Source organism: Pseudogracilibacillus sp. SE30717A (genome assembly GCF_037071985.1).
In the GTDB taxonomy this organism is placed as follows: Bacteria; Bacillota; Bacilli; order Bacillales; family Amphibacillaceae; genus Pseudogracilibacillus.
The window spans coordinates 393,846-418,150 of sequence record NZ_JAXHDF010000002.1 but is presented as its reverse complement, the minus strand read 5'-3'; the positions used below and the strand labels follow the sequence as shown (position 1 = coordinate 418,150).

The window sequence follows — 24,305 nt, the reverse complement described above, 5'->3', positions numbered from 1 at the left end:
GTGAGGGCTATAAAATGACTACTGTGAATAGGTTGACATGATGAATAGACTTGTTTAATATGTATAAGTAATTTAATTTAAATAATTTATTTTAAACAAAATAAACTAAGGCTTTAGGAAAGGGGGAGTAGATGATGAGTCAAGCGGATAAATTGAGTGAATCCAGGGATGTATTAGAAAGTGCCTTAGCACAATCAATGACTGTCTATGGGGTAACTCCTTCAGTTGGCAGAATTTACAGTGTACTTTATTTTTCAAAAGAACCTTTGACATTAAAAGAGATTCAAGACCATGTAGCGATGAGTAAAGCAAGTGTTAGTAATGGTGTTCGGGAATTAATGGAGACGGAAATGGTCACGAAGATTTGGAAGAAAGGTGAGCGACAAGATCATTATATTGCTGAAAAGGACTTCTTTAGAAATTTCATCGTTTATTTTGTCAAAATGTTGCGGCAGGAAAACAATTTAATTATGAAAGCAGTGGAACACTCTGAACCTCTGTTGAAAGAGATGGCGAGTGAATTAGAAGATGCTGCGACTAAAAAAGAGGTAGAGGAAGATCTGAAGTTATTGGAACATGCAAAAAGTTACTTAGATTGGACGATGCGGATGGCTAATGCCATGGACTCGGGAGATATATTTAAATATTTTCCTAAGGCATCGTCAAAGGAGACATCGGAATGAAGGTAGAAGAGACAGCATTAGTTCTTATTGATTTACAAAAAGAAAGCAATTTTGGTTTGCAGAATTTAGATGATGTTCTTGCAAAAACAAAGGATGTGATCAAGGCGTGTCGTGAGGTAGACATTCCAATTATTTATACAAGGCAAATAAACAGACATGATCAAATTGGCCTGTCAAAAGGAGAACCATTATGTGAAGACGGGACACCGTTTTACTATAGTACGTCAAAAGAGAATCACGAGATTATCGATGAAGTAGCACCAGATGAAAATGATATAGTAATTGATAAATATCGTTGGAGTGCTTTTCATGAGACAAGCCTTGATTTAATTTTACGTAGTATAGGTGTGAAACATATCATTATTGGTGGAGTAGTAAGCGACGGTTGTGTAATGACGACTGTGTTTGACGCGTATTTTAGAGACTATCAAGTCCATTTAGTGAAAGATATGTGTACGACGTCAAATGAAGGAGCTCATATGTCATCTTTAATGATTATGGCAAACTGGGTGTACAACTTAGAAGTATATAATGCGGAACATCTAATTAATAGGTTACACGGTAAAAAGTACAGTCATTGGAAATTTCAAAAAGCGGATGCTTTACAGTTCACTCCAGAGAACATGCGAAATATATTTGAAAACTTACATCCTAAGGAGGACTTGTAAACAATGAAAAAATTAATAGGAATAATTGCACTTATCGCACTATTAACCGTTGCGGCTTGCAGCAATGATAAAGCAGATGGAAATACGGAAGTTGATTCAAATGAGGAAGAAGGAAAAGGGACCATTACATTTGGTCAAACGGGTTGGTCAAGTACAGAAGCACCAACCCAGATTGCAAAATTAATTCTTGAAGAAGCAGGGTATGATGTCGAAATATCTTTATTGGATCAACCTGTTATCTTTGAAGGATTAAAGGAAAAAGAAGTTGATTTCTTTATGGATGCTTGGCTTCCATATACAGAAGAAGCACTATGGGCAGAATATGAAGAGGATCTTATAAAAGTGGCAGAAAGTTATACAGATGCTCCACTAGGTTGGGTAGTTCCAACATATGTGGAAGAAGATTCAATTGAAGATATTAAAAAGAATCCAGAAAAATTTGAAGGAACAGTTTATACAATTGATGCAGGGGCAGGGATTGTAAAAATTTCAGAACAAGTGTTAGAGGACTATGATTTAGACATGTATGAGCTTGCTTATTCTAGTGAAGGGGCAATGCTTGGTGAATTGGATGCAAGAATCAATAAGAAAGAACCGGTAATTATAACTGGATGGCGTCCACATTCCATGTTCACTCAGTATGATTTGAAGTTTTTAGAAGAACCAAATGAAAACTTTAAATTTGATAATATTTATGTAATCTCTTATAAAGGAATTGAAGAAACTTACCCTGAAGCATATGAAATTTTATCTAAATGGAGTATTGAAGTAGACGACTTAGAACAGATGATGTATGAATATGAAGTGAACGGAATACCTTTTGAGGATCTGGCGGAAGAGTGGATCGAAGAAAATCGAGATCAAGTAGATGAAATGCTAGGAAAATAATAAAGAATTCCTATGTCTTTGAAGTTAACTCCGAAACAAGTAGAATATTACGTGAAAATATATTGTCATAGACTAAAGACTTAGTTGTTAAAAAGTATATTTCAAACTATCCTGAGCATAACACCAATTAAGGATTTGGTGTTATGCTTTTTACATTTAATTAAATGAGGTAGATGAATGGGTAAAAGAACATGGTAAAGCTCAAATAAAAGCCCATAATAATCAAGCTATGGACTCAAAAACAATGAGTTATGTTGAACAAGCTTATAGATTGGGATTCGTTGATGTATAGGGTCATTTATATCAAGCGAAAACATATAAGTATTTTATTTCTTATGAGAGAGGTTGGTAAACAAAATAATAGATATGAAACACTACGATATTCCAAGTTAGCGAAAGAAATAACGGGGACTTCTGTTGAATGAAAGACTTCGGAGAGACTACGTAGCACGTCGATTCCTACTTTACAGCCGATAAAACTGCACAATCGCCGATAAATCAATTTACTTCGCCGTTAAAATTGCTCCACAGCCTATATCTACCTCCAAACCGCTATTATCTAATGATAACTCGCCGATAAACACTCGTATGTATTATATGGTTTATGGAAGACAAACTAGGAGGAAGTTAAAACACCAGACAAACAGAATAGTATCGCACGAAAATTTTACATACTATTACTTTTTTATTTGGTAAAATTACCATAATTCATCTATTATAAGAGACAATAGTAGATAAAATATTTGAAGATAGATATTGCTCTCTTTACTCAGTCAATTGAAGGAGGATGAAATGTCCTATGTTTTTAATGGAAGCAAAACGGATTGCCGTTGTTATATTAGGTTCTTTTTTAGTAGCAATTTCATTGAATTTTTTTCTAATTAACGCAAATGTATATGCGAGTGGGTTTAGTGGTGCTGCGCAACTTTTATCGAGTGTGTTTAAAGATTTCTTTTCATTTAATATTAGTACGGGGATATTGCTTTTGATTCTCAATATTCCTGTTCTCCTTATAGGGTGGTTTAAAATCGGGAAAGGATTTACCATTTATAGCATCCTTTCCGTCGCATTCTCAACCTTATTTCTAGAACTATTACCAGTTACTTCATTATCAGAGGATATTATTTTAAATGCGGTTGCTGGAGGAGTTATTGGTGGAATAGGTGTTGGTATCTCTTTAAAGCGCGGTGCTTCCACAGGTGGAATGGATATTGTAGCGATGATATTATCAAGGCTTCAGGATAAACCAATTGGTATATATTTCTTACTATTAAATGCGATTATCATTTTCGTAGCAGGGATTTTATATGAACCGGAACATGCTTTATATACGATGTTGACTTTATATGTGACGACTGTTGTCATTGATGCCATTCATACACGCCACGAAAAAGTAACGGTATTGATTGTGACAGGGAAAGCAGAAGAATTACAACAAGAAATACATAAAAAAATGATTCGTGGAATTACTATTATTCCAGTAAAAGGGGCTTATTCAAAAGAGGATAAAAATTTGCTGTATCTTGTCATTACTCGCTATGAATTATATGACTTAGAAAGAATTATTAAAGACATAGATCCGCATGCGTTTACAAATATAATCCAAACAGCCGGCATTTTCGGTTTCTTTAGAAAAGAAGGAGAAACCGTCAATGATATACAGCAAACAAAATGATACGTTCGAAAGAATTTTCTCATGCTCGCGAATAAATATATTGATCTAGGATGAAACGATTTTTACGATGAAATCGGTGGGGGAATAAAAGGTGAATACTTCGCAGTCTTATACATTTTTTCATTATCATTCAATAGAAGAATATATGGAATGGCTTCAGTCCATCTTAATGTCGATTCATGATGGCGTATTAGTGATAGATAAAGAAGGAATCGTACGGTTGATTAATCCAGAGTATACGAGAATTACTGGAGTGGCTCCTGAAAAAATCATCGGCAAACGTTTAAAAGATGTACGACCTCAGGCACAGCTCGTAGACGTCTTGAATGATGGGAAGGAACGGGTCGGCATTTATCGTAAGGAAGGGAATGTGGAATATGTGGTAGACATGGCGCCTATTCTAAATCAGAAGGAAATCATTGGTGCTGTATCTGTTTGTAAAGGATTGACCGAAGTACATAAATTGGTCCGACAATTAAAAGAGGATCGAGATCAGTTACAGAATCAGATAGGTTCCATCCACCAGGCAAAATACACATTTGACGAAATCATTGGCGCTGACGGGGGACTTACCGAAGTGATTCGGATTGGAAAGAAGGCAGCTGTATCGGAACTACCGATCTTAATTTCAGGAGAGAGCGGAACGGGTAAAGAGCTCTTTGCCCAATCGATACATAATGAAAGCAAAAGAGCAAATGGACCATTTATCCCTGTGAATTGTGCAACGATTCCGGCGTCATTAATTGAAAGTGAATTGTTTGGATATGAAGAAGGAAGTTTTACCAATTCTAAAAAGGGTGGAAAGGTTGGCTTATTTGAAATGGCCAATGGCGGAACGATTTTTCTTGATGAAATTGGCGAACTTTCGCAAGAGTTACAGGCGAAATTTTTAAGAGTGCTAGAAGAACAAACCATTCGAAAAATTGGTGGCACAGTAGAGAAGAGTATTAATGTACGTGTGCTTGCTGCTACCAACCGGGATTTAAGTCAATTAATCCAAAAAGGAATGTTTCGTGAAGATCTGTATTATCGGCTAAATGTGCTAAAGATAGCTATTCCACCTTTGCGTGACAGAAGGGAAGATATTCCTAAGATCATTCATTCGATATTGGAAAAACATTCTCGCGGTAAGGAGTCCTATTCAATTAGTGAAGAAACACTTTGTAAACTGCAAACGTTAAAGTGGCCAGGTAATGTACGTGAATTAATTAATACGATTAAATATGCAGTCTGTATGACGGATACTAGACAAATTACGGAAAAGCATTTACCAGAAATTATAAGTGAAAATAAGACAATGAATGAGTCAAACGTAAATTTTACCCTTAAAGAAGTCACGGAGAGGGCAGAATATGAACAATTGAAATTGATATTAAAAGAATATGGAAATAGTTTAGAGGAAAAAAAGGAAATAGCAAGCAGATTAGGTGTGTCTGTTGCGACGTTATATAATAAATTGAATAAGTATGATCTATCATTCTAAAAATCTAGAAATATATTTATAAATTTTTAGAATTAAACAACGGAAAAGCCTTCAATACAGGCTTTTTTTGTTGGCATAAAACTTGCAACAGTAGTAGATAGGGAAATAAAAATATAAAGGAGGATGAAAATGTTAGCGCTTTATGGCTTTTTAGTGATCGTCATTTTATTGTATTTAGTATTAACTAAGAAAACATCCATTCATTTTTCACTTGTAGTTGTCCCAATTGTATTTGCGGTAGTAGCGGGCTTTAGCTTTAGTGAACTAGGTGAATTTATGGGCGATGGGTTATCTGGGATAGCCCAGACTGGAATTATGTTAACGTTTGCTACCCTTTTCTTCGGTATTATGTTTGATACAGGTATGTTTGATCCATTAATTAAAGGGGTTATTCGCTTTTCCCAAGGGGATCCTGTAAAAATAGCGATCGGAACAGCGATTATTGCAATGGCATCTCATTTGGATGGTTCAGGTTCAAGTACTTTTTTAATTACAGTTGCAGCGATGTTACCCGTATATCGTGCTCTTCAAATGAGTCCACTCACACTAGCTGTTATCGCTGCACTAAGTGCAGGGACGATGAATATGGTTCCATGGGGGGGACCGACTATCCGGGCTGCTACGGCACTTGATATAAGTATAGTAGATCTATATACACCTATGATCCCTGTGCAAATTGTCGGATTGATTTGTGTTCTTGCTGCGAGTTTTTGGCTTGGACGACAGGAAAGAAAGAAGGTTGGTGTAGTCACTGAAATCTCAGCAACGATGCTTGCACCGACAAAAGATACTACGACCGAGGAAAGTATTAAGCGACCGAAAATGATTATTCCAAACATAATTTTAACTATTTTAGTCATTGTTGCACTCGTTATGGAACTCTTCCCATTGGCTATTCCGTTCGTCATTGGGGTACCATTAGCTCTTATTCTTAATTATCGGGATGTAAAGATGCAGCAGGAGAGAATTGAAGCTCATTCAAAAGCGACAATTTATACTGCTTCGATCATTTTTAGTGCAGGTATATTTACTGGAATTTTATCAGGATCAGGAATGATTGAAGCGATGGCAAGTGCATTAGCAAGCTCGGTCCCTTCATCAGGCGGACAGTCTTTACCCTATATATTAGCTTTTTTAGGAATGCCACTTAGTCTTGTATTTGATCCAGATTCATTCTATTTCGGTGTGTTGCCAGTATTGAGCGCTACCGCTGGCGAGTTTGGAGTGGATGCAGTAGCCATGGGGCGCGCTGCTATCATTGGTCAAATGACCGTTGGATTTCCTGTAAGCCCATTAACTGGAGCGACATTTTTACTCATTGGTCTTGCTGGAGTAGAACTAGGAGACCTTCAGAAAAAAGCTATTCCGCTAGCGTTTGGAATTTCTACCGTCATGGCAATAGTTGCGATTATATTAGGACTTTTAAGTTAAGTAGAAATAAATGGGGATGATATTATGTTGAAAATAGGAGTAGGCGCCGGATTTTCAGGTGATCGAATGGAAGCAGCAGAAATATTATTAAACAAAGTTGATTTAGACTACATCGTTTTTGAATGTTTAGCCGAACGTACTATCGCATTAGCTCAACAAAGAAAATTAAAAAATAAAGATACAGGATATGATGTGCTTTTAGAAAAACGGATCAGGAGCATTTTACCAGTTCTCATTCAAAAAAAAGTTCGGCTCATTACAAATATGGGAGCTGCAAATCCGATAGCAGGAGGAAAGAAAATACTAGAGGTCGCGAAAGAATTAAATATTCCTTGTAAAATTGCGGTTGTAACTGGTGATAGTGTACTAGACAAAGTGGATGAGAGTTGGATCACACTAGAAACAGGCAATCCATTAAGCGAATATAAACCGCTACTTTCCGCGAATGCATATGTCGGCATCGAAGCATTACTGCCGGCGCTTGATTCCAATGCGGATATAATTATTACTGGACGAGTGGCCGACCCATCCCTTTTTTTAGCGCCGCAAGTATATCATTATGGTTGGTCATTAAGTGACTATAGAAAGCTCGGACAAGGGACAGTAATCGGGCATTTGTTGGAATGTGGCGGACAAGTCAGTGGTGGATATTTTGCAGACTCAATGAGAAAAAAAGTTCCTAATCTTGCACAGATAGGCTTTCCTTATGCTGAAATTGGTGCAAACGGGGATGCGATCATAAGTAAAGCCGAAGGGACTGGAGGAATCATTGACCTTAGAACGGTGAAAGAACAACTGTTATATGAAGTTCATGATCCGAATCAATATATTACGCCAGATGTCATTGCTAATTTTACTTCAGTTCAATTGACACAAGTAGGTGAAAATAAAGTATCCATAATTGGTGGAAACGGAAAAGAAAGACCAGAATCTCTTAAAGTTTCTGTAGGGTATCAAGCCGGTTATTTGGGGGAAGGTGAAATATCTTATGCAGGTACCGATGCGTTAGGTCGTGCAGAACTAGCAAAGGATATATTGCATGAACGATTAGAGAACCAGCTAGAAGACATACGGATTGACTTAATAGGAATGAATGCGATTCATCGAAAGAATTTTTCGGATGTCCCTCCTTACGAAGTGCGTGTAAGAGCAACTGGTCGTCATCGAGAAAAAGAATGTGCCGCATTAATTGGTGAAGAAGTGGAAGCTTTGTATTTAAATGGTCCCGCTGGAGGAGGCGGTGCAAGAAAAAACTGTACTCAATCAATAGGTATCATTTCTACTTTGATTTCACGTGAAAAAGTCGAACCACAAGTAGAATTTATGGAGTGGAAATAGTGCATATGATTGAACTATTAAAATTATCAATTAGTGAGGTTTCACAATTAATAAAGAAACGTAAAATTTCTCCAGTAGAAATAGTTGAAGCATGTCTTAGCCAAGTTGAGAAAACTGACGCCAAATTATTCGCATATATCACTTTATTTGAAGAAGAAAGCTTGCAAACTGCGAAAAAAATGGAAGAGAAGTTTAGTTGTGACAATCAACTAGGTGATTTGTTTGGTATTCCAATTACTTTAAAAGATAATATTAGTGTGAAAAATACAAAGACTACAGCTGGGAGTCGGATTTTATCTGATTGGCGACCTAATAAAGATGCTCTTATTGTTAAACGCTTAAAAGCAGCAGGAGCAATTATATTAGGGAAAACTAATCTACACGAATTTGCCTGGGGAGCAACTAGTGAAAATGATATATATGGAACAGTTAAAAATCCTTGGGATCAAACTAGGATTGCTGGGGGTTCAAGTGGAGGTTCAGCTGCAGCTGTTTCAGCTATGACGTGTTATGGATCAATAGGAACGGATACAGGAGGATCGATCCGTTTGCCTGCTTCTCTTTGCGGATTAGTAGGATTACGTCCAACATATGAGTTTATTAATAATGATGGGATCGTTCCTTTAGCATTCAGTATGGATACGTCTGGTCCTATAACAAGAACTGTAAAAGATTGTGAAATGATATTTAAAGTGATGGCTTTTGGAGAAAAGACTAGAAACAATTTATTTTATCAGCATGAAACAATGGGGAACTCTTTAGATAATGTGCGGATTGGAATTATTGAAAATTATTTTGGTTACGCCGGGACTAATGTTCTCCAACAGATGGATGAAACAATTTATACATTTAAAAAGCTTGGAGCAAAAATTAGTAAGGTAAAAAGTAAAAATATACACTATCTAAAGCGAGTTAAAGAAATTATACAATTTTACGAGGCAAGCAGCTTTCATAAACAATGGATAGATATTCATGAAAATGATTACGGGCCTGATGTAAGAGACCGATTGCTAAAAGGACTGAAAATCTCAACAATTGATTATATTGAAGCAAAACAAAAAAGAATATTAATAAAAGAAGAGATAGAAAAAATATTTAAAGAAGTGGATATTATCATCTGTCCAACGGTACCTTTTACAGCCCCGAAAATCGGTAAGAAAGAAACAGCTAATGAAAATGGGACTATCGTGGAAATGACAAGTACTATAAGCTATTTTACATCTCTAGCGAGTATAACTGGTATGCCAGCATTAACATTGCCTTGTGGGTTTGATGAAAACCAACTACCAATAGGTGTTCAATTAATTGGGAGACCTCATAGCGAAATGTCATTATTAAAGATCGGTGAGATTTTTCAAAGAAATACAGACTTTCATTTGAAATACCCACAAATTATTAACTAATTGGAGTGATTTAAATGAAATTATATGAAATTGCCCATAGCCGTGCCGGGGATAAGGGAAATATATTAAACTTGTCATTAATCCCTTTTGATGGAGCGGATTATGAGCTGTTATATGATAAAGTAACTGCATCTAAGGTTAAGCATCATTTAAAAGGGATCGTGGAAGGGAAAGTTGTGCGGTATGAGCTGCCAAATATTAAAGCATTTAATTTTGTCTGTTATGATAGTCTGCTTGGAGGAGTGACCACTTCACTTGCTTTAGATGCACATGGAAAGAGCTTAAGCAGTGCTCTATTAGAAATTGAGATAGATTGAATTTTTGATGGAGTGGCATATTTTAAAATGTTACCGTGAAATAATCTATAACGTATGTTGAAGAGCTTCCCGTAAATTGAACTAAAAATCTTCGTATGCACTCCTGAAGTTGTATTTAACAATCTTCTGGAGTGTGTTTTATATTGTTTATAGTTGAAGTACTTTTTTATTTGCTCTGATTTCTTTTTAGGATTGTAGAATAAACTATCATTACGCTAAATGTCTACTTGAATTTGCTAAAGGGAGACAGATGAAAAGGAGAGTAAAGACCAGTCACATAGCTTGTTACCCTTACGTTGAGGAATTGCTAACTAAAATGGTGTGTGATAAGCTTTTAATTATTGGTAAAAGTTTTTATCTTTAAATGAATTATTTGAATGAAAGGAGACGAGATAGGAGATGGAGGAAATCATCAATAAATTGTCCCCTTTTTTACGTGAAGTTTGGGAACATCTGCATGATCATCCAGAATTAAGTTTTGAAGAATATGAAACGACCTCTTATATCGAATCGTTATTAAAAAAATACCCGTGTTCAATTAAAACATTTAATGATTCAACCGGTCTCGTTGTAGATATTGGAAGCGGAAGTCCTGTTGTTGCTTTACGAGCAGACATTGATGCTTTATGGCAGGAAGTTGACGGAGAATTTAAAGCAAACCATTCTTGTGGGCATGATGCGCATATGACAATTGCGATCGGTGTTTTTTTGACTTTACTTGAGGGAGGCTTGCCTGAGAAGGGGACATTTCGATTTATTTTCCAGCCTGGAGAAGAAAAAGGGAAAGGAGCACTTAGCCTTGTGGAAAAAGGAATCGTTGACGATGTAGATTTCTTATATGGAATGCACCTTCGTCCGAGTGAAGAACTAAGAAATGGGCAGTTTGCTCCGGCAATTCGGCATGGAGCAGCAAAATTTATCAAAGGAAAAATAATTGGTGATGATGCGCATGGGGCTCGCCCTCATTTGAACGCAAACGCGATTCAAGTTGGCATGGAATTGTATCAGCATATAAGTAATATCCAGGTTGATCCAAGAACTTCTCATTCCGCCAAACTGACGGCATTTCATGCGGGTAGCAAAAGTGCTAATATTATTCCCGGTAATGCAACTTTTTCGATTGATCTGCGAGCGCAATCAAATGAAGTCATTAAACTACTTTCGAATAAAATTAAACAGATAACTGCTATGTTAGCTTCTTATCATGAAGTGAACATTGAACTTGAAGTCAGCTCATCTGTTGCTGCAGCTGTTCTTGATAGCGATGCTGTACACTTGATGGAAAATGGAATTATAAAAAGTGTTGGAAAAGAAAATTTAGCACCAATAATTACGACGACTGGTGGGGACGATTTTCATTTTTATACGATTAAACGGCCGGATTTGAAAGCGACGATGCTCGCTATCGGTTGCGATCTTAAACCTGGATTGCATCATCCGCATATGACGTTCAATCACGACAGTATTCCAAAAGCGGTTGAAATTTTAGCAAAAGTGTTAATTGACACGGCTAAAGGCATGGTGGAAAAGAGGTAAAATAAGGTGAAAGGTAATCATATAGAAATTCGTGTTCTTTCAACTATGGAAGAACTGGCCGAGGTGCAAAAAGTAGAAATTGCAGTATGGAATATGGAGCCGGTTCCGTTACATCAAACGTTTACAGCGTTACAAAATGGTGGCATTTTATTAGGGGCGTTTGATGGGGAAAAGTTGATTGGCTTCCTGTATAGCTTTGCGGGCTTTAATGAAGGTACCGCTTATCTTTGTTCACATATGCTTGGTATTTTGCCTGAATATCAGACAAGTGGAATCGGGGAAAAGATGAAAATAAAACAAGCTGAACTTGCTCGGAAATTGGGATATAGAATGATCACATGGACGTTTGATCCACTCGAAAGTCGCAATGCTTATTTAAATTTGCACAAACTTCGGGCAACGGGTGCGATCTATGATGCGAACCATTATGGGATTATGAACGATGGTCTCAATCAAGGGCTGCCTTCTGATCGAATTCAGATTAAATGGTTTATAAATGAAGAAAAGCGTAACTCAACTCATCATTTTGACAATCAAAAATTGCTGTTAGATGCTGATGGAAGTTCTGTTCCCGTGTTGACAGAATTTTTTAAACGAGCAGAATGGAACAGTGCAGAAGTTTTATTCGTTGCGATTCCCAAGAATTTTCAAGAATTGAAACAAATGAATCTTGAACTCGCAAAAAAGTGGCGGATGGAGACACGATTCGTGTTTCAAGAGTTATTCGAAGAAGGTTTTCAAGCAACTGATTTACTTTTGGATAACGATCGTTCGTTAAGCTATTATGTTTTTACAAGATAAATGGAGGTTTTTAATAGTGACTATACCGATTAAACAAATAAGACTGCGCAAGTTGAATATGCGATTAAAACACCCATTCACTACTAGTTTTGGTACGATGCAGGATAGACATTTTTTCATTACAGAAGTGCTTGATGACAGGGGGAATCGAGGGTTTGGTGAGTCAGTAGCCTTCATCAGTCCCTGGTATAGTGAAGAAACGGTTGAAACAAATTTACATGTAATGAAGGATTTTTTAATTCCCATTTTACAAGAAAATGAAATTAAGCATCCGAATGATGTTTCTGCTCTTTTTGAACCAATTAAACGTAATCTAATGGCGAAATCTGCATTAGAGGGAGCTATTTGGGATCTGTATGCAAAACGAAACAAGATGACACTAGCAAATGCATTGGGCGGGGAGAAAAAAGTAATTGATGTTGGAGTGAGTATCGGGATCCAACCGACTGTAAAACAACTGCTTGAAACGATTGAAGAAAATGTAGATGCAGGGTATAAGCGAATTAAAATTAAAATCAAACCAGGTTGGGATGTAGATGTTCTCAGAGAAGTTCGCAGCCATTTTCCAAACACGCCGATTATGGCAGATGCAAATTCAGCGTACACGTTGGCAGATTTAGACCATTTAAAACAACTGGATGATTTAAATCTAATGATGATTGAGCAACCTCTTGCACATGATGATATTATTGACCATGCAACATTACAGGCGAATATGGATACACCTATTTGCCTTGACGAAAGCATTCATTCATTTGAAGATACGAGAAAAGCAATCCAACTTGGCAGTTGTAAAATTATTAATATAAAAATAGGTCGAGTTGGAGGGTTGACTGAAGCAATACGTATCCATGATTATTGTCAAAAGCAGGGGATCGATGTATGGTGCGGCGGTATGCTTGAAGCGGGAGTAGGCCGTGCACATAATATAGCTTTAACGACGTTGAGTGGCTTTACGATGCCTGGAGATACAGCCGGTTCATCAAACTATTGGGAAAAAGATATTATTTCTCCAGAAGTAATTGTTCACGATGGTGTGATCACTGTTCCAGATAAACCTGGAATCGGGTACGATATTGACGAGGAAGCCCTTCATGAATTTACTGTAGATGAAAAAGTGTTTCAGTTTTAATGAAATTGTTTAGTATTGAAGGGGATTTTGTTTAAAAGGAATGATTTTCGGAAGAATGGATGTGGTAAAATATGATTAGTTTTGCCTTCATTTTTCTAAAATATAAAGAGGTATGTTCCTAATTGTTAATTCAAATTTGAATATATTGCAGCTGTTTACCTATATTAATTTCAGTCAAAATCATATGTGCTTCATTTTATATTGATATGCTTAACCAGTCATGTTTTCAGATTGCTTGTAATAGACATCAATAATAAGATATTTTGTACATTGAAATAGGGACTGATTTGGTGAAACGGCTGTTTTATATTTCATACTTACTTTGTTTAATCTACCTTGTGTGGCTTTTACCGAGCGATACTAAGCTGCATGCTACATTTAATTTAATTCCATTGAAGACAATTAGGTTATACTTTACTGCATTTCTACATGATTATGCTCCAATATATGTTGTTACGAGCAATCTTATAGGTAACATAGTACTTTTTATTCCAATCGGGATCCTCTTATTTAATCATTTCCGGCATATGGGAATATTATCCATCTTATTTTTCTCGATTTACATCCCTGTCTATATTGAAGTAGGTCAATATTTACTCCATTTAGCCGGATATGGGACAAGGTCAATTGATATTGACGATGTTTTATTAAACTTCATTGGCATATGGATCGGTTATTCTGCAACTTTTTTATTGTACAAAAAAATGCATTGATGCAACTAAAAGACCGTGATTGTATTCCTCATATCGAATGAACATCTTACTCTTAACATATATTTTGGAACAGTGAAATCAACCTTGCTGGATTAAAGGAAATTTGTAATAATAACATTAATTATTTATAAAAATAAAGTGACTCAATCTAAGTCTATAACCGTTATTTAGTTGAACTGGAGGGGATATAAAATGAAAGCAATTACAAAAAAACGCTTGAAAGCTTTTGCTATCGATCTAATGATCTCATCTGCCGTGACAGCGGGGGTGGAGTATGTCTTACGAAAGAAAATAAAAAATGAAGCCTTTCATGCTCTCGTTACGCCAACAATTGTCATGTGGACGTTAGAATATGCTCAGCTTAAAAATTCCGGACAAACAATTGGATACAAAAATCAGAACTTAGTGCTAGAAAGTCAAAATGAACATGAATCTCTCCGCTCCGAACAAATTTTGAAGCGGATGGCTTACCGTGATTACGTTAGTACGTTTTCTTATCTCAAAAGTCCGAAGCGGTTTGAGGAAGGGGAAGGAGAAGTGTTAGCCCAAGATCGTTATGCTAACACCATAGTAAGAGAAATAGAAAAGGAATAATTTCTTTATTAAGTGTGTGAACTGGGAAGAACTTTCGCATCATAGATACCCTCATCCTCTTTTAAGAAAGGTGGTGGTTTTATGGCAAAAGAGTCTACTACCATAAAGAAGCACGGGATCCTTAGCTATATTTCATTGTTCATTGGAATTATTTGCTTCTTTATTGTTTTTATTACGCCGACAAGAATAGCAAATATAGGGAGTTCAGCAGGGGATAATATCACCTTTTTCCTAACGGGTGTAGGAATAATTTTATCGATTATCGGGTTAGGAAAGAAAACAGAAAAAAATATAATCCCAATTATTTCTTTAATTCTTTCGTCGTCTTTTTTCATCTATTGGATAATTATAATTATTTTATTATTTAATGGTCTAATTGATTTCGCACCTTAGTGAAAAATATAATTCCGATACAAATGAAGGTGAGTCTATTCTCTAAAAATCGGCTCATCTTCATCTTCCGCATGGCTTTAAGGTAGCCTAGAATCAATCCATCCATAAAAAGAGCATATACAACCTCATTTATTTTATGCTTCTTTCCTCTAATTTTAACTTCATTATGTAAACGAACTTCGATTTAATTGTCATTTTATCCGAAAATTCCTTTATTAATGATAGTGGTAATAATTTCAGCTATTTCTTGAGGTGACTTATCCATTCCGTTGTTCAACCAGACTTTCATTACTTGAATGCTGCCGCTAACGATAAATGCACTCAAGTATTCGGAGTTTTCATGATCAACAGGCTTAATTTCCATCCAATTTTTTATCATAAAACGCCGGGCGACTTGGCTTACTTTTTTTTCAAAAGAGGAGTCGCTATTTTCATTCAGTAAAGTCTGACATTCTTCTTGTTTTGAAGCGAAATATTCTATTAGTTTCACTGTCTTTTCTAATGTGTTGTCTTTTTTATCAAAGTTAAACGAGCTTAGATACATGCTCATATCCTCGATCAATTCCTCCTCGATTTGTTGAAGTAGGTCAAATTGATCAGTGTAATGAGAATAAAAAGTTGAGCGATTAATATCGGCAAATTCGCATATTTCTTTGACGGTAATCGCGGATATTTGTTTTTCTTTCAATAATTTCATTAGGCTATCTTTTAATACCATTCGAGTGTACTTTTTTCTTCTATCTAATTTCTCTGTAGTAATTGGAATTCCCCCTTAAAGTTTTACGTAATCCAACAGAATAAATGTCTTTGTTGGGAATTGTACGTTTTTCATAAAACTGTATGTTGTAAAAGCAACACGGTGTTTATATAATAGTAAAGTGAGATTTTAAATTTGTCTAGCTTTTTCTGAAACTGAATTGTTTGGAGAAGCTACTATCAATTTTCATAGAGACGGAAATTCGCGCTAAATCCGTCTTTCTGCCTTTGTGTTGAGCTTGGAGTTATAGTCTTACAGGGCGCTTTTTATTTTTGCAAGTGAGGTGAATGATAATAGATATTGCAGCACGAATTATTAAACATAAAAAATCAGTTACCATTATATTTCTTGTTATTGCATTACTTAGTTCCATCATTCAGTTTGGTGTATCTGTAAATTATAATATGGTAGATTACTTGCCAAAGGACGCTCCATCAACAATAGCAATGGATGTGATGGAAGAGGAGTTTAATGGATCAGTTCCAAATGTACGGGTGATGATTCATGATGTGTCCATTCAGGAAGCACTCGTTTTTAAAGAAAAGCTAACTGCAATCGATGGAGTAGAAGATGTAATGTGGTTAGACGATGCCATCGACATGAAAACACCAATTGAGATGGCTGATGAAGATATCGTGAAAGAATATTATAAAGATAAGAATGCCCTTTTTTCCTTCAGTGTCCGCTCTGGTGATGAAGTCGAAGTGACAGATGCTGTTTATGATTTGATCGGTGAGGAGAATGCAATGTCTGGAGAGGCACTTAATACTGCCATTCAGCAAAAGATGGCTTTCTCTGAGACGATGTTTGCAGCAGCATTGCTTGTGCCAATTATCATAATAATCCTCGTTATTTCGACGAGTTCGTGGATCGAGCCGGTATTTTTCCTGACAGCAATTGGTGTGTCGGTATTAATTAATTTAGGTACAAATATATTTCTTGGCGAAATTTCGTTTGTCACTCAATCAGTTGCGCCAATTTTGCAATTAGCTGTTTCACTAGATTATGCTATTTTTCTGCTCCATAGTTTTTCTGATTACAGACAGGAAGTTGCTAATCCGAAAGAAGCAATGAGGCTTGCGATGAAACGGTCTTTTCCTGCTATTATTGCTAGTGCATCAACCACATTTTTTGGGTTCATTGCGTTATCGTTTATGAAATTTGAAATTGGTTCGGATTTAGGGATCAATCTGGTAAAAGGTATTGCGTTAAGCTTTATTAGTGTGATGGTATTTTTACCAGCCTTGACCCTCATGTTTTATAAATGGATCGATAAAACTCAGCATAAACCGATTGTGCCTAAATTTAAAAATGTTGGTAAACGGGTGTTGAAATATAGAATCCCAGTTTTAATTCTCGTAGTCCTCCTCATCGTACCAGCATTTTTAGCACAGGGAAAGAATAATTTTACTTATGGATTCGGTGAACAACCTGAATCTACTCGTGTAGGCAGTGATATTCAAACGATTGATAATGAATTTGGAAAAAATACGCAGACAGTATTACTTGTGCCAAAAGGTGATATCGCAAAAGAAGAAGAATTGGTTCAAGACTTGATACGTATGGATCATGTAACAAGCGTTCTTGCTTATGTAAATACAGTCAGTTCTGCCATTCCACCAGAATACTTGGATGAATCAATTACGGAACAATTTTATTCCGAGAATTACAGTCGAATTATATTGCATACAGATACAGATTTTGAAGGTGATGTAGCCTTTGGGTTAATAGAAGATATAAAACAGACAGCAAAAAATTATTATGGAGATAATGAATATGCACTTGGAGAGAGTGTGACATTGTATGACATGAAAAATGTTGTCCAAAAAGATAATAAGCTCGTTAATATACTTACCGTTGTAACGATCGCATTGGTCTTACTTATTTCATTTAAATCGATTTCGTTCCCAGTGATATTACTTTTGACGATCCAGTCATCGGTGTGGATTAATTTATCGGTCCCTTATTTTACCGATTCTTCGCTAGTATATATCGGATATTTGATTATCAGTACAGTCCAGCTAGCAGCAACAGTTGATTACGCAATCTTGCTGACAGAAGATTATAAAGAGAAGCGCAAAGAAATGCCGGCTTTTGAAGCAGTTAAGAAAACAATCGACGAAAAAACATTCTCGATTGCCGTCTCAGCTTCGATTTTATCCAGTGTTGGATTCATATTATGGATTACCTCTTCAAATCCTATTGTAGGTGCGATTGGACTATTACTTGGTCGAGGAGCATTGCTTGCATTTATTATGGTTCTGTTTCTGCTTCCGGCTTTGTTACTAGTGCTTGATAGAGTAATAGAAAAAACGACGTGGAAAGCGAACTTTTATCGAAAATAATAAAATGTTTTTACTGTGAAGGCGAATAAACAAAATATGCCAACTTTATTAAAGGAGAAATGATGAATGAAGAGATTGAAAAAAATAGTTCTTGTCTTAGTTGCTTTGCTTCTCGTTGCACCGTCATTTCTTAATATAGCATTTGCAAATGAGAGTAGTGCTGCAGCAACGGAGGGTAACGGAGAAATGTCAACAAAAGATGAAGTAGTGTATGCAACCTTAACTGCACATGGTGACAGTGCAAATGTGTACGTGGTAAACACATTCGATATTAAAAAAGCAGGTAAGATTATAGACTATGGATCTTATTCCGGCGTAAAAAATTTAACGGATGTATCGGAACTAGAACAAAAAGGTAATAGAATTGAATTTTCCGCTGATAAAGGCAAATTTTATTACCAGGGCAATATGGACACCGAATCGTTACCTTGGGATGTTTCAGTTGCCTATTATTTAGATGGAAAAGAGATAGAACCAGAAGAATTAGCCGGAAAAGACGGAACCGTACAAATTCAGATTAAAACAGCCGAAAATAAAGAAGTCGATCTAGGATTTTTCGAAAACTATTTACTGCAAATTTCACTTACGCTTGATGCGGAGCGTTTTAGCAATATAAAAGCGGAAGATGGAATGATTGCAAATGCGGGAAAAAACAAGCAAGTGACGTTTACGGTAATGCCTGAAAGTGAAGAGAAACTTGTTCTTGAGGCAAATGTCGTTGACTTTGAATTAGATGGTATTGATATTACTGGAGTCCCTTCCACAATGAATATTGATGAACCAGATGTGGACGATATGAAAAGTGAAATGAAAACATTGACAGGTGCAATCGCTGACATAAACGATGGTGTTGGAGAACTTAAAAATGGTGTTTCTGAATTAAATAACGGGGTAGTCGAACTTAAAGACGGTTCATTACAATATAAAAATGGAATCGCTGAACTGAACGAGTCATCTTCTGATCTTATCGATGGATCCAATGAAATCGATCAGGCACTAGAAACGATGAGTCAAGCTTTAGGAACTGCAGACGATATTGATTTAAGTGATCTTGGAGAACTCACTGAAGGTCTCTCACAACTTGCAAGTGGGCTGAGAGAAACAGGGGAAGGACTAACCACTTTAAAAGAAAATTATGCAAAAGCATATGACGCATTAGATGGTGCGATTGGAAAAATTCCTTCAGAACAAATAAAAGAGGCCGATATAACTGCTCTGTATCAAAGTGGAGCAGATAAAAAGGTAGTAGATAAATTAATTAACACATATGCTGCCGCGCAAGAAGTTAAAGGAACGTATGCTCAAGTGGAGGCGGGGTTTGATGCCGTCAACACAACGCTAGAAACGATAGCTGATTCACTTGATGAAATGGCCGGAAACGTTGATACAGTTGTAACTGGATTTTCGTCTCTGGATGACATGGATGGCTTACAACAATTAAAAGAAGGGTTAGAACTTTTATCCAGTAATTATAATACGTTTCACTCTGGCTTAGTTGAGTATACGAAAGGGGTAGGACAATTATCTACTTCCTATCAAGATTTACATCAGGGGATTGGTAAAATAGCCGAAGGAACTGGTGAGTTAGAAACCGGTGTTGATGAGCTGCATGATGGTACGACTAAATTACAAGATTCTACGAAAGATTTACCAAAACAAATGACAGAAGAAATTGATGAAATGATTGCTGAATATGATAAATCGGACTTCGAAGCTGAATCTTTTGTTTCACCTGAAAACGGCAAAGTTAATTCTGTCCAATTTGTGATAAAAACGGAGAGTATTAAAAAAGAAGAGCCGGAAACAACTGAAGCACCCAAAGAGCAAGAAAAAGGATTTTGGGAGAAATTTAAAGATTTATTTATAAAAGAATAATATAAACCTTTTCATTATGAAGATCCGAACAATGATTCATTACGTTGAATCAGTTCGGATTTTTTGTTTGAAAGAATTGGCTGTGAAAGTCTACTAAGTCGAGATGTTATATCCATACAAAGTGAATTTCCGTTTTGTGAAGTGTTGCACGTTTTTATGCCAAATGAGTTTCTGTCATGCGAAGTGTACTGAAAATAGACTTCTGTTTGGATAATGAACCTCCCTTTTCGTTGGGCATATATTATGATTAAACGAATTGGAGGTGACTAGTATGGAGAAATGGCTAAGAAGTCTCACAACCAATACACCTCAAGAAGGGTTTGAATTAGCCATCACTCTTTCACAAAAAGGGGTAGAATATACGCAGCCAAATGAACAAATAAGAAAAAAGCTCCGACCAAAATATTCCAGAGATGCAGATAGTTTAATATCTGTTTCAGAAGTGATTGCGATCAATTTTCAAACAGTTGCTGCTGCAAATAATTATTGGCAAGAGAAAAAGAAAATTTATTAATTGTATAAAGGTTCCGTAAAAATCTGTCCTTTACACGAAAATAGAAATATGGACCTTCTGCGCTAATTCTCTATCGTCTAATTAGTGCCGAAAGGTCTCCCTTAAATACTTTTTCATTTCTATCATTATATGTGGTCAATAACACGGTGACGATTCCAGTGTCTTTTTTTAATTCTTTCTTACCGATCACTTTAGCGGTGACATGTAATTTATCGCTGGGATATACCGGTTTTGTAAATCTAATGTTATTCATTCCAGTCCCAGCGATAATATCATCCCCATAGATGCCTAGTTCAACCCAAAGTTTAAAGGAAATGCTTAATGTATGGATTCCAGAAGCAATAATTCCATTAAAACTACTTTCGTTTGCTTTTACTTCATTTACATGCATATACTGTGGATCAAATTGTTCAGCAAACCCTATAATATCTTCTTTCGTCAATTTGCACATGTCCGATTTATAAATTTGCCCAATTATAAACTCATCGAATTTCATATATACACCTCTTATACTTTAATACTACATTTAAATGTATCGTTTATAAGTAAGTTAAACAAATGAAATAATTCATGATTCTTAGCCAAGTTATTTTCGATACTTAGTCTCCTTTGATATTTTAAAGCGTAATGAATTTTAATTGTGCTTATTTTGTGTACTAATATAAAAAGAATGACCAACAAAAAAATTTACATTATAATTTCAGTCAGTATATTGTATACTTATTCAAAACAATATAAAATCAGAGGAGCAATGAAATGAGTAAATATTCTATTAATGAATTTATTGAGCAGACGAAACAAGCTGAAGAGCAAAATGAGTTTTTTGAATTGGAAACATCAAGAATTCTGGAAGTGAATTTAACGGATCTTGTTTGGGCGAAAATGGGTTCTATGGTTTCGTATACAGGCGAGATCAAGTTTGAAAGGGAAAGAATGCTTGAACATGGCCTAGGAAAGATGTTTAAAAAAGCACTGACGGGAGAAGGTACTTCCCTTATGAAAGCGACTGGTAAAGGTCAGTTGTATTTGGCAGATCAAGGGAAAAAGATTATTATCTTCGATTTAAACAATGAATCGATTACTGTAAACGGGAACGATCTTTTAGCATTCGAACCTAGTATCAAATGGGATATTCAATTTATGAGAAAAGTTGCCGGGATGATGTCTGGAGGCTTATTTAACGTTTCATTGCAAGGAACGGGAAAAGTTGCAATTACAACTCATTTTGAACCGTTAACACTTGTTGTTCGTCCTGGGGAACCTGTTATTACTGATCCAAATGCTACCGTTGCTTGGTCCGGAAACTTAACACCTGAGTTCAAGACGGATATTAATATGCGTACATTTATTGGGCGCGGGAGTGGAGAATCGATTCAGATGAAGTTTTCTGGCGATGGTTTTGTTATTATTCAACCATTCGAAGAAGTATACTTATCGAATAATAATTCTTAAATAGAACTTTTAAGTTAAATTATAAATTAAGAAGATGGGGTTTTTAAGTTACACGACAAATACTTAAAAACCCCTTTAATCTTGTAATCAACTATAGATTAAAGAAAACAATTGGTGCATAAATAGTATATGCCCTAACAGATTTCGACCTTGATCAAAGAATGATAGATTTCCAATTAAATACTCTATTACCGCTTTCACTCTCCAATTACTCAAAGGATTCTTTTAGCTATACATTGACTTTCACTAATTCGTAATCATTATTAAAATACGCATGAATCAGATGTCCGCCAAATAAATCGCCGTCCCCATATTCACAATATATTTCTTTTGTTCTAATTCGAATGTGATATAGCGTGATTCGATTGGCAAATTCATTTTTTGTTACATCATATTTACCAGATTCTACATCATCTCAGTTAAGGTTGATATCGTTCTCATCATATTCAGGCCAAAAATCATTTTTATACGTAATTAAATTCTCAGAAATAGCGATTCGTGCCTTTTGATCAAATTCTTCTAAAGAATTAAAGAGCTTCTCTGCCTCCTTGACCATTTCATGCACATCAATTGAATCACTACTTACTTCTAATTGCCAATTTATTTTCTCTTTATATATTTCAAATGATTTACTGGTCTCGTTATAAGAGAATACTCCCATTCGTTCACTTTTGATAGTTGTTTCCATCTATTTAATACCTCTATATTCTTAATAAAACTTTAATAATTACTAAAAACAGAACATAAAAATGGTTTATCCAAATAACTCTATTGAACTATTATACTAGTTTCCATATGGATTAGGTATTTTTAACGAATTCCAATGGCGTCTTACAGTCTATCACTTTAATATATGTTAAAATGAAGGATGTGTTTTAATAGATTTTTAAATAGGAGTGGGACGGTTGAATAAAAAAGATATCGCACATTTTCGTAGACAACTTAAACTAAATAATGATTTATTAACGATAAAAGAAATTTTTAATGTTTATATAATGAAAGAATCAAGTGAGATTTATCATCAGGAAAGCATGCCATTTGATTTATTAGAAGAGGAACAGAAAGAGCTATTTATGGCCAATTTTAAAAAAGTGCTCTCTGGTCAACTAGATCAGAAACTATTTGAATTAAAGTTTAATAGAGAAATAGAAAATAGTAGCCAGCTCATTTTACATCAAGGTCTTTTAAGTTCAGATACCGAAGAATGGAAAGCGCAAATGCTGTTGCTCGTGGAAAAAATGCTGGAAGATAAGCAATACGAAATGGATATTGTCGTTACGTTTATTCGCGGTGAATATATGCGGCCAAAGAAACTACAAAGTGAGGAAACGGACGAACATGAACGAGATACTGTTTTTGCACATAACTTTATTTTATGCAGTATCAATAAGACACAAGATCCGAAAAATGAATTAATGTTTGATTATGTGGAAAAAGAATTTAAATACAATGTTGTCGTCGACCCGATTATTAATTTGAAAGCTCCAACGTCGGGGTTTTTATTCCCTTGCTTTACTGATAATACGTCTGATGTGAATCATGTCCTCTATTCAGCAGGAAAAGCATATGAATTGGACTACCATTTTATCGAAGAAGTATTAAATGCAGAAGATACGATGACAGCACAAGAAGATAAAATTGTATTTGAGGAAATCGTGAAAAAAGTAGCGGGAGACCAGATTAATACAGCAACTCTGTCAAATGTATATGAAGAAATTCATCGGGTAGTTGAGGAAAATGAAGAAGAGGAGCCCCCAACACTAGACTATCGAGATGTCGAAAATGTGTTAAAAATAAGTGGTGTTGAACATGTGGAGAGGGAAGAAGTCGAGTCTGCATTTGAGACGGTTATTGATGATAAGGCTTATGAGTTAAAAGCAAGTAATGTTTTACCAAAATACAACTCGAAGTCAATTAAAATCAAGACGAAAGTAGCAGAAATTAAAGTGAGCCCGCAAGATTTGAAGTATGTAAGACAAGTCCAGGTAGATGGTAAACTGTGTCTTATGATTGAGGTAGAAGAAAACACGGTCATTGAAGGATTCGAAATGATCCCGGAAGCAATGTATGTTAACGATCAGGAAGATTAGTCTAATTTTGAACGCTCCCCTTATTGTAAAAGTACTCCTTTTTTTTAGCTCAATCAAAAACAAAGTGTATTTTACGTATCAGGTTCGAGTGCTTGCACCATTTAAAAAGCCTTGCTACTTGATCTTGTTGCTTTAAAAACGATTACTAATTTATCCTTATTGATAGCGATATTGACATAATAAATGGTGGGAACAAAGCCGACAGTTCTTGTGGTTA

At 35.7% G+C, this 24,305-nt stretch carries 22 protein-coding genes and 1 pseudogene; 20 read left to right on the top strand and 3 right to left on the bottom strand.

Features of this window, described 5'->3' with window-relative positions:
• The first annotated feature begins 134 nt into the window (after positions 1-134).
• The 15 genes from SPD48_RS04880 (at position 135) to SPD48_RS04810 (ending at position 15,055) form a co-directional block, all read left to right on the top strand.
• Entirely contained in the window at positions 135-683 is a 549-nt protein-coding gene (locus SPD48_RS04880) for a GbsR/MarR family transcriptional regulator (RefSeq protein ID WP_336256937.1), read from the top strand.
• Entirely contained in the window at positions 680-1,351 is a 672-nt protein-coding gene (locus SPD48_RS04875) for a cysteine hydrolase family protein (protein WP_336256936.1), read from the top strand. The genes SPD48_RS04880 and SPD48_RS04875 overlap by 4 nt, the downstream gene beginning before the upstream one ends.
• A gap of 3 nt (positions 1,352-1,354) precedes the next feature.
• A complete protein-coding gene (locus SPD48_RS04870; protein ID WP_336256935.1) occupies positions 1,355-2,239 on the top strand; it encodes a glycine betaine ABC transporter substrate-binding protein in 885 nt (294 codons plus the stop codon).
• A gap of 799 nt (positions 2,240-3,038) precedes the next feature.
• Positions 3,039-3,914, top strand: coding sequence for a YitT family protein (locus tag SPD48_RS04865; protein ID WP_336257018.1), 876 nt, complete (start codon positions 3,039-3,041; stop codon positions 3,912-3,914).
• A gap of 91 nt (positions 3,915-4,005) precedes the next feature.
• A complete protein-coding gene (locus SPD48_RS04860; protein ID WP_336256934.1) occupies positions 4,006-5,397 on the top strand; it encodes a sigma-54 interaction domain-containing protein in 1,392 nt (463 codons plus the stop codon).
• 129 nt (positions 5,398-5,526) lie between these two features.
• The gene (locus SPD48_RS04855) at positions 5,527-6,828 is read left to right on the top strand and encodes a CitMHS family transporter (RefSeq protein ID WP_336256933.1); all 1,302 of its coding nucleotides are present in this window, start codon (positions 5,527-5,529) and stop codon (positions 6,826-6,828) included.
• Positions 6,829-6,852: 24 nt separating this feature from the next.
• Positions 6,853-8,166, top strand: coding sequence for an acyclic terpene utilization AtuA family protein (locus SPD48_RS04850; RefSeq protein ID WP_336256932.1), 1,314 nt, complete (start codon positions 6,853-6,855; stop codon positions 8,164-8,166).
• 5 nt (positions 8,167-8,171) lie between these two features.
• Positions 8,172-9,569, top strand: coding sequence for an amidase (locus tag SPD48_RS04845; RefSeq protein WP_336257017.1), 1,398 nt, complete (start codon positions 8,172-8,174; stop codon positions 9,567-9,569).
• A 14-nt stretch (positions 9,570-9,583) separates the two neighbouring features.
• Positions 9,584-9,886 carry an AtuA-related protein gene (locus SPD48_RS04840; protein WP_336256931.1) on the top strand — a complete coding sequence of 101 codons (303 nt, stop codon included), beginning with the start codon at positions 9,584-9,586 and terminating at the stop codon, positions 9,884-9,886.
• A gap of 399 nt (positions 9,887-10,285) precedes the next feature.
• On the top strand, positions 10,286-11,422 hold the full coding sequence (locus SPD48_RS04835) for a M20 peptidase aminoacylase family protein (RefSeq protein ID WP_336256930.1): 1,137 nt from the start codon (positions 10,286-10,288) through the stop codon (positions 11,420-11,422).
• 6 nt (positions 11,423-11,428) lie between these two features.
• Positions 11,429-12,223: a GNAT family N-acetyltransferase gene (locus tag SPD48_RS04830; RefSeq protein WP_336256929.1), complete on the top strand. Its 795-nt coding sequence runs from the start codon at positions 11,429-11,431 to the stop codon at positions 12,221-12,223.
• Positions 12,207-13,355: an o-succinylbenzoate synthase gene (gene menC, locus SPD48_RS04825; protein WP_442962106.1), complete on the top strand. Its 1,149-nt coding sequence runs from the start codon at positions 12,207-12,209 to the stop codon at positions 13,353-13,355. Before SPD48_RS04830 ends, menC begins: the two co-directional genes overlap by 17 nt.
• A 290-nt stretch (positions 13,356-13,645) precedes the next feature.
• Complete coding sequence (locus SPD48_RS04820; protein WP_336256928.1) at positions 13,646-14,068, top strand: VanZ family protein; 423 nt, start codon at positions 13,646-13,648, stop codon at positions 14,066-14,068.
• Positions 14,069-14,260: 192 nt separating this feature from the next.
• A complete protein-coding gene (locus SPD48_RS04815; RefSeq protein ID WP_336256927.1) occupies positions 14,261-14,662 on the top strand; it encodes an RDD family protein in 402 nt (133 codons plus the stop codon).
• Between the two features lie 81 nt (positions 14,663-14,743).
• Positions 14,744-15,055 carry a hypothetical protein gene (locus SPD48_RS04810; RefSeq protein ID WP_336256926.1) on the top strand — a complete coding sequence of 104 codons (312 nt, stop codon included), beginning with the start codon at positions 14,744-14,746 and terminating at the stop codon, positions 15,053-15,055.
• A gap of 196 nt (positions 15,056-15,251) precedes the next feature.
• Here SPD48_RS04810 and SPD48_RS04805 read toward each other — a convergent pair whose 3' ends face one another.
• The gene (locus SPD48_RS04805) at positions 15,252-15,773 is read right to left on the bottom strand and encodes a TetR/AcrR family transcriptional regulator (RefSeq protein ID WP_336256925.1); all 522 of its coding nucleotides are present in this window, start codon (positions 15,771-15,773) and stop codon (positions 15,252-15,254) included.
• 326 nt (positions 15,774-16,099) lie between these two features.
• On the opposite strand from SPD48_RS04805, the gene SPD48_RS04800 reads away from it, so the two are divergent.
• From SPD48_RS04800 to SPD48_RS04790, 3 genes are all read left to right on the top strand, one after another.
• Positions 16,100-18,157, top strand: a complete 2,058-nt coding sequence (locus SPD48_RS04800) for an efflux RND transporter permease subunit (protein WP_336256924.1) — start codon at positions 16,100-16,102, stop codon at positions 18,155-18,157.
• A 66-nt stretch (positions 18,158-18,223) separates the two neighbouring features.
• Positions 18,224-20,032: a YhgE/Pip domain-containing protein gene (locus tag SPD48_RS04795; RefSeq protein ID WP_336256923.1), complete on the top strand. Its 1,809-nt coding sequence runs from the start codon at positions 18,224-18,226 to the stop codon at positions 20,030-20,032.
• Between the two features lie 271 nt (positions 20,033-20,303).
• A complete protein-coding gene (locus SPD48_RS04790) occupies positions 20,304-20,546 on the top strand; it encodes a hexameric tyrosine-coordinated heme protein (RefSeq protein WP_336256922.1) in 243 nt (80 codons plus the stop codon).
• Positions 20,547-20,616: 70 nt separating this feature from the next.
• Here the strand turns inward: SPD48_RS04790 and SPD48_RS04785 are convergent, their stop codons facing one another.
• Positions 20,617-21,042 carry a MaoC family dehydratase gene (locus SPD48_RS04785; RefSeq protein ID WP_336256921.1) on the bottom strand — a complete coding sequence of 142 codons (426 nt, stop codon included), beginning with the start codon at positions 21,040-21,042 and terminating at the stop codon, positions 20,617-20,619.
• Positions 21,043-21,302: 260 nt separating this feature from the next.
• On the opposite strand from SPD48_RS04785, the gene SPD48_RS04780 reads away from it, so the two are divergent.
• Complete coding sequence (locus SPD48_RS04780) at positions 21,303-21,998, top strand: AIM24 family protein (protein ID WP_336256920.1); 696 nt, start codon at positions 21,303-21,305, stop codon at positions 21,996-21,998.
• Between the two features lie 229 nt (positions 21,999-22,227).
• On the opposite strand, the pseudogene SPD48_RS04775 reads toward SPD48_RS04780, so the two are convergent.
• A pseudogene (locus tag SPD48_RS04775) lies at positions 22,228-22,686 on the bottom strand (DUF2262 domain-containing protein).
• A 217-nt stretch (positions 22,687-22,903) separates the two neighbouring features.
• Between SPD48_RS04775 and SPD48_RS04770 the strand changes: the two are divergent.
• A complete protein-coding gene (locus tag SPD48_RS04770; protein WP_336256919.1) occupies positions 22,904-24,088 on the top strand; it encodes a DUF4317 domain-containing protein in 1,185 nt (394 codons plus the stop codon).
• Positions 24,089-24,305 lie beyond the last annotated feature (217 nt).